Raw genomic sequence first — 7,180 nt, forward strand, 5'->3', positions numbered from 1 at the left:
CAACCTTCGGGGAGTGCCCCGAAGGTTGGTCGCGGTGGCGGTAGGAATGGCAGTAGCGGAGCGTGACTGCACCTCCAACTAAGAGAGGAGGGAGTTGTAGGCGATCGAGTGCTGTTGCCCGGACATGAAGGACAGGAACTGTCTGACGAAAGCGCTGCGCGAGTAGTTGTCGGCTCTGCCGGTCAGGTCGCGGTGGAAGGCCGTACGGAACAACTTCTGGTATTCCTGTGCGTCGATCGTTTGGTCGTCGTCGACATCGGTGACATCGAACAGTACGTCGGCGACCTTGACTAGTCCGGGGCTGGGCAGAGAAGCGGCTGCGGCGGCGTATTCCTGTCGTGTGACGCGTCCGTCGCCGTCGGTGTCGAGATTGGTTTGCAAATCCCGCCACCAGGCGGCGTAGGCGTTGTAGAGCCGCTCCTCGTCCTGCTCGTCCAGGTCGAGCCGAGTGGCGATCTCTCTTGCCATGGCTGCCAGGTCAGGCCAGGCGAGGTAACCGTCGCCGGTCTGGTCAAGGACCTCGGCGAAGAACTGGTCAGCTGAGCGTGTGGCTTGGTTGATCTTGTCGGGAGCTGGGGTGATGAGTCTGAGCATGGCCGCGGCCTGGCCCGCCTTGCGGCGTACGGTCCCCCATGGTCCAGAACCACTGGCGTGGTCGGGATCCAGCAGGCTCATGAACGAGCTGACGTGCACCCAGCTGTTTGGAAGCAGGCGGGTGGCGAAGCCGGCGGTCAGATAGGCCCCGTGCATGAGCGCCCGCGCCCCTGGGAGGTCGGGCAGGGCGACACGTCGGCAGAAGGATTCCGGCAGCGACGCGATGGTGATCGCGGCGGCCATCGGGCCTGCCACGGCTCGGCCCGCGGCCCACACAGCGGGATGGTTGCGCAGCAGGGGCGGCGCGGGCACGTTGGCGAAGAGCCGGTAGACGATGACGCGCACCGCCTCGGTGCTCTCCAGGTGATGGTCGATCATGTCGTCGTAGTAGGGCCAGAACTCCTGCAACGTCGCGGGGAGTTGGTCGCTGTTGCCCTCGAGCAGGGCCAGAAATGTACGGAACTCGGCGTAGAGCTGTTCCAGCGCGGCCCCGTCGAGCGACTCACCGCTCAGCCGATACATCGTCACCGTCGATTCGAACAGGGTTGCCACCACCCAGGCGCGTGCTTCGGAGTCCGTCGCGTCGTAGCGGCGGCCTTGCGGGCCGGTGCCCGAGATGCGGGCGTGCAGGCGGTTGAGGCGGGCTGCCTCCCGGTTGCGAACGTGATGGTCCGGGTCGAGGATTCGCTGCATGCTCGCCAACGTGTTGCGCAGACGCCGCCACGGATGTGTCACGAACGTCGAGTTTTCGATCAACGCTGTGCCGATCTGTGGGTGCGCGGCTTCCAGCACCGTGGCGCGGGTCACCGCAAGGCCCCACCGCGCGTCGTTGACGAGGCGGCGCAGCATCGAGTCCGGCCCGAAGATGTCGACGATCTCCTCTGCGGTGGTCTGGGTCATCGAGATTCCTCTCCCGTAGTGGCGGCCGACCGGCGGACATCGCCGAACCGGCGCTGGCGCGATCGGTAGGCCTCAAGGCATTCCCAGAGGTGGGTCGCGCGGAAGTCGGGCCATAGCACTTGTGGGAAGACCCATTCGGCGTAGGCCACTTGCCAGAGCATGAAGTTGGAGATTCGTTGCTCTCCGGAGGTACGAATGACCAGGTCCACATCCGGCGTGTCGGAGTAGGGGAGATGCCGGGCGAAGGTGACCTCGGTGACCTGCTCGGCCGGTACGGCGGCGTGAATCAGCGAACGGGCAGCTTCCACGATGTCGCGTCGTCCTCCGTGATCGAAGGCGACCGTCAGCGTCATTTGCCTGTTGTCGCTGGTAAGCGTCATCAGATCGGTGATGTCCTGGACCAGGGGCGGCGGGATCCGCGGATCGGACATGCCCAGGAACCGGCACCGGACGCCCCGCGCGTGCAACGCCGGTGCGTGCTTGCGGATGGCCCGGCGCACGAGCCTCATCAGGATGTCGATCTCGCCCGTCGGCCTCCGCCAGTTCTCGGTGGAGAAGGCGTACAGGCTTAACCACTTGATGCCGGCCGAGCGTGCGGCCTCGATGATGTCGATTACGGCGGCCTCTGCCGCCTCGTGGCCTGCGGTGCGCGGCAGCGATCGCTGCGCGGCCCACCGCCCGTTTCCATCCATCACGCAAGCCACGTGACGCGGCAATCCGCTGATGATTTCCATAGCTGAGCGTGACTATATCATTACTGAAAGTGCTGTCACCGAGGACAAGTCGGTGGAGCTCTGTGAGGTGTGGGCCGTCGGTGAGCGAGCCGACGCGGAAGTGTACGCGGAGGCGACGGCGAGGGTTCGTGGGATTGAGCGGGGCGTGCTTGTTCCTTTCAGGATCCACCTGGGCTGTGGCGACCTCGTCGGGAGCCGAGTGAGTGGATTGCGGCTGAGCTTGCGTCAGCCGCCGCGCGTTACGTTGAGCGGGCCTGTCGTGCCCGGTCCAGCAGAATGAGGGGCACAGCGGCCGCGGCGAGGGCGGCCCCGATCAAGCAGACCGATGTGAGTGCGGCCCTTTGTGTGAGTGATGCGGCTGCTAGCACGGGGGTGATGCTGATGCCCAGCTGGAACGCCGACACGGTGGTGGCGCCGGCGAGGGTCGGCGCGTCGGCTGCGATGGCGAAGACGCGTCCGTAGACGGCGGGGTTCAGCACGAACGCGCGGCGATGCCGATCAGGAAAACCGTAGGCAGGTTGCGCTCGCCCGCGTGAGCATTCCGGAGGACGGCTCAGATGCAGGCGTAGCAGGGGTTGCCCGACCTGGGCGTTGCTCGATCACTGATTCGGGCGTGCCCAGCGCCTGCCAGTCGGCATTGCGATGGCGGAGCACGGTCAGCGCTTGACGGCTCGTAGGACGACGAACTTGGAATTACTCGCGGCGACCTCGCAATTGCCGAACAGTCGCCGCAGCTTCACGTGGTAGCCGAGGTGCCGGTTGGCGACCACCCAAAGTTCGCCGCCGCGGCGTAGTGCCGCGCGTGAACCGTTGAACATACGCCAAGCCGTCGCGTCGGTCCTCGCGCGGTGCGTGTGGAACGGCGGGTTGGTCAGGACCAGATCCACCGTCCCTGCCGGTACACCGGACATGCCGTCGGCCGCCAGGAACGTCGCGTTGCTGCTCGTATCAACGTTCGCCCGGAGCGTGGCCTCCGCCGAAGCCAGCGCCTGGTAGGACTCGTCGATGAACGACACCTTGGCTTCGCTGTCGGTCAGTGTCGCAGCGAGCCCGATCACCCCGTTGCCGCAGCCCAGGTCCACGACATGCTCACGGCCCCGGAGCGGCGGCAGGTTCTGCAGGAAGAACCGGGTGCCGATGTCGAGGCGGTCGGCGCAGAAGGTGCCGGCGTGGTTGATGACGGTGAGTCCTGAGACCGCTCCGATGCCGGTGGGGAGGGTGTAGCTTCGCGGCCACGGGCTGGCACGACGGGGCATCTGAGAGTCAGGCGAGCAGAAGATGAGCCGTGCCTTCTTCGCCGCCTGCGACGTCTTGGTTGGCCCGAGAGTACGTTCGAACAGCTCCAGGGTCGAGGTGTGGATCTCGGTGACCATTCCCGCGCCGACGACCACGGTGCCCGCATGCACGTGGGGTGCGAGACGGTGCAATTGGTCCTCAAGGAGCGAGAGCCCCTTGGGCACCCGGATCAGCAACACATCGATCCGGGGCGGTGGCGCATCCATGGTCGTACAGAGGCGCACCGTGTCCTGGGCGATCTTGTTGCGACTCAGGTTCGCTCGGGTCGCCTGCTGGGTGAGGTAGGAGTCGGTGATCTGCACGGGTCGATGATCGGCGAGTGCGGTGACCAGAGCACCCCAGCGGTCGCCCAGCACGACCACGGTGCCCGACAGGTCGATTGATTCGCCGTCGATTCCCTCGAGATGCCGCAGCAGGTACTCGTCGGCGGCGTCCCAGGCGCGTAGCGGGTCACGGGGATCTTCGGGGAAGCGGGTGAGACCGAACTCACCTCGCGACGTCCTCAAACGGTTCATCGTGACTCAGGCTAGCGAGTCGCGCGATGCGTCCGGCACATGCCTGCCTTACCTCAGCCGACCGCCGACGTCCTCGACTCGGGACGGTCTGCGATCCGATACGAATTCTGCCCATGATGACCAAGCCCGTTTGCGGCCGGACCAGCGTTTGATGCGTGAAGCGAACTGCTACCACCAGCAATACCTGTACAAAGTGCCCAATGGGTACTGCGGGATCGGTGGCACAGGCGTTGCTTGTCCGGTGGGCCTGACGTCCGGCGAGGCGAAGGCCCGGTGGCGGTCGGGGTCTTGCGTAGAGCTAGGATCCGCCTTTTGCTACTTCGGGTAGTAAACTGGTTCTATGAGCATGCCTGAACGGGAGTTCGCCCCGGGTGACGGGCCGGCGGCCAAGGTCAGCGTGTCCCTGAGGGCGGGCAACATTCGCGCTGTCCGAGAGCGGGTCGGGGCCCGTGGATTTTCCGCTTACGTTGATGCCGCTGTGGAGCGCCAGATCGAGCGGGATCTCTTGGAGGAGGCCCTGCAGGCGAACGAGGCCGCTTCTGGGCCGATCCCGCAGGCTTTGCGTGACGAGGCGGCGGAGCTGTTCCGTCACGTCAAGTCGGCGCCGGAACTACAGGAGGAGGACGGATGGCGCGCGCACGAAGCAGGCTGAGCGCGGGCACCGTGGTTCTCGACTGTGAGGGGCTCGTGAAGTGGTGCGAGGCAGACCAGCGGGTGACCGCGTTCGTAAGAGAAGCGCAGGACAACGACTTTCGGGTTGTGGTCAGTGCGATGACGCCGATTGAGGCGCAAGATGTTCGCGTCAAAGGCGATCGTCTCAGGTGGTACCTGTCCCGGCTGAAGATCGAGCCTGTGACCGAGGACATCTCGTCGCGGGCGATCGAGCTTCTTCGAGATGCCCGCCTGCATGGTCACAAGTACGCCATCGACGCTGTGGTCGCAGCTACCGCACTGCGCTCGGTGCGCCCGGTCATCGTTCTGACATCTGATGAGGACGACATGAACAAACTGTGCGGGAAAACCGTGCAGGTGGTCTCTGCCTGAGACTGCTCGTGGGGTGACCGAGCGCGAGCGTCCAGAACTGTTGCGGTAGGCGTGCTCCGCGGTTTCCCTCCCGCCGCTCTGAGATACGGCGTCGCGTGACTCATCGCTGATCTCGAGCGCCGAGACGGTGGCGATTCGACGCCATTTGCCGGGATGCCGTTGCGGGGAACCCGGCGGTTTGGCGTTTGGCACGGGGCTCCGCCCCGCTCCCCGAGTGGGGCTTGCCACAGCCCCGGCCCCGTCTGCAAACAGGGATCTGGTCGGGGGCGTCGACATCAGCTCCGGGCTTTGGGCAACATGGTGGCTGTTGGCGTCGTACTGATCATCGCGGGTCTCCTCATCCGATGAGCCGTTTGCGCCAATCCAGGGGCGCGACGGTAATGGCCTGGTCGGGGCAGCCGTTTCACTCCACCGAAAGGCCGGTTTCCGTCAGTGCGGCCACGACCTGCCGGCCGATGGATGCGGTGGTGTCCGATGAGCCGTCGAACCCGCTGCCGCCGACCTCAAAGGGCTGGGCGCTGGTGCTGGCAGGGGAACGCGTCTCGATCGATGACGTGCTCACCGCTTTCGGGACACGCGGGACGACAAGCCGAGCGAGGTCTGAGGGGGTCTTCGGCCAAGGAGCCGATGCTGAGATGTATGCCGAGGCCCCGGTGAGGGTCCGTGTCGCTCGGATCTGCGTCAGCCGAGATCTATTGCCCAAGGCGAGCCACTACCACCAGCAGTACCTGTTCAAAGTTCCGAACGGCTACTGCGGCATCGGGGCACGGGTGTGGCCCGCCCGGTAGGCCTGACATCCGGCGAGGCGTGACCGGCCCGCCTTAGTACATGGCGGGTGGATCGAGGAAGAGCACGCGTGGGTCTTCGCAGGTTCGTGCCACGTCCCTTACAAGAACAGACAACAATCTCAGAACCACCGGTTCCAGGATTAACAGCACGATATTCAGTGTCACTGGTCTCGTCTTCGGTCGTGCGCGGATCGCTCCGTGTTTCCGGCTGCGCCTGTCACGACCGCGGTGCTGGCGTTTCGAGGTTCAGGGGCGTCGGGGAGGTGCGCGCTTTGGTGCCCCTGGTGGCGAAGGCGGAATATCGCGGGACCCAGCGGATCAGCGCGATAGCGGCCAGCACGCCTATCACGCCCATGGCCCCGATACCTGAGGTCAGGCTGCCCAGCCCCGCGGCGGTGGAGACGAGCAGCGGTCCGCTGGCGCCACCGGAGTCGGCGCACAGCCGCCACACGCCCAGGAACTGCGATCTGGTCTTCGGCGGTGCGACGTCCGCGCCGAGGGTCATCAGGAGGCCGCTGCCCATTCCGTTGCCGAATCCCATCAGCATGGCGACGACGGTCAGCGGCACCAGGCCGTGGCAGAGCGGCAGCGCGGCCTGGGACAGCCCCAGGACGAGCATTGACGGCACGGCGACCCAGAGCCTGCCCGCGCGGTCCATGATCTTCCCGGAAGGGTAGAACATCATGGTGTCCACCAAGCCGGCGAGCCCGAAGACGACGCCGATGGTCGAGGGACTTAGACCGATATGGTCGGCCCACAGCGGCAGCACCGTCTGGCGGGTGGCGCGCACCGACGCCACGAGGAAGACGGTCAGACCGAGGGTCAGGAACACGTGACGGTGCCGCGTCACGACCGAACGGATGGAGACGGGTGCGTGCCGGCGCTGCCGCGCCGCATCCGGGTGGGCCACCTCGGGTACGAACAGGACTACGAGTCCCGCCACCAGCGCGCAGGCCAGTGCCAGCCAGTAGACGTCGCGGATCGGGCGGTCGTGCACGACCGCGGCGCCGAGGAACGGTCCGATGAACGCGCCGATTCGCGACATTCCGCCGAGCGTCGACAGCGCTCTGGCCCGCAGCTCTTCAGGGATGATCTCTGTCAGGTATGACTGGCGTGCGAGCATGAACACCGAGTTCGTCGCGCCGGTGGCGGCAACGGCCAGCGCCAGTTGCCAGAGCTGGGTGGCCAGCGCGCATCCCAGGAGGGTGAGTACGGCGACGCCGGCGGCGATGAGCATGGCCTTGCGGTCGCCCAGCCGGGCGGCGAGGGCGCCGGCCGGCACGTCCGCCAAGATCTGCCCCAGCCCCAG

7 protein-coding genes are annotated in these 7,180 nt (G+C 66.1%); 3 read left to right on the top strand and 4 right to left on the bottom strand.

What is annotated here, in order from left to right; all coding sequences use genetic code 11:
- Window positions 1–78: 78 nt before the first annotated feature.
- From AB0J09_RS19980 to AB0J09_RS19990, 3 genes are all read right to left on the bottom strand, one after another.
- Window positions 79–1,494, bottom strand: coding sequence for an oxygenase MpaB family protein (locus AB0J09_RS19980; RefSeq protein ID WP_360692752.1), 1,416 nt, complete (start codon window positions 1,492–1,494; stop codon window positions 79–81).
- Window positions 1,491–2,228 carry a polyprenyl diphosphate synthase gene (uppS, locus tag AB0J09_RS19985; protein WP_360692756.1) on the bottom strand — a complete coding sequence of 246 codons (738 nt, stop codon included), beginning with the start codon at window positions 2,226–2,228 and terminating at the stop codon, window positions 1,491–1,493. Before uppS ends, AB0J09_RS19980 begins: the two co-directional genes overlap by 4 nt.
- Before the next feature lie 656 nt (window positions 2,229–2,884).
- Window positions 2,885–4,039, bottom strand: a complete 1,155-nt coding sequence (locus tag AB0J09_RS19990; RefSeq protein ID WP_360692759.1) for a methyltransferase — start codon at window positions 4,037–4,039, stop codon at window positions 2,885–2,887.
- Window positions 4,040–4,379: 340 nt separating this feature from the next.
- On the opposite strand from AB0J09_RS19990, the gene AB0J09_RS19995 reads away from it, so the two are divergent.
- From AB0J09_RS19995 to AB0J09_RS20005, 3 genes are all read left to right on the top strand, one after another.
- Window positions 4,380–4,691, top strand: coding sequence for a hypothetical protein (locus AB0J09_RS19995; protein WP_360692762.1), 312 nt, complete (start codon window positions 4,380–4,382; stop codon window positions 4,689–4,691).
- Window positions 4,667–5,083 carry a PIN domain-containing protein gene (locus tag AB0J09_RS20000; RefSeq protein ID WP_360692765.1) on the top strand — a complete coding sequence of 139 codons (417 nt, stop codon included), beginning with the start codon at window positions 4,667–4,669 and terminating at the stop codon, window positions 5,081–5,083. Before AB0J09_RS19995 ends, AB0J09_RS20000 begins: the two co-directional genes overlap by 25 nt.
- A 344-nt stretch (window positions 5,084–5,427) precedes the next feature.
- Window positions 5,428–5,871: a hypothetical protein gene (locus tag AB0J09_RS20005; RefSeq protein WP_360692768.1), complete on the top strand. Its 444-nt coding sequence runs from the start codon at window positions 5,428–5,430 to the stop codon at window positions 5,869–5,871.
- 217 nt (window positions 5,872–6,088) lie between these two features.
- Here the strand turns inward: AB0J09_RS20005 and AB0J09_RS20010 are convergent.
- Window positions 6,089–7,180, bottom strand: a 1,092-nt coding sequence (locus AB0J09_RS20010; protein ID WP_360692770.1) for an MFS transporter, incomplete at its 5' end; no start/stop codon positions are given.

Origin of the sequence: Nonomuraea sp. NPDC049784, from assembly GCF_040659615.1 — a bacterium.
Classification (GTDB): domain Bacteria; phylum Actinomycetota; class Actinomycetes; order Streptosporangiales; family Streptosporangiaceae; genus Nonomuraea.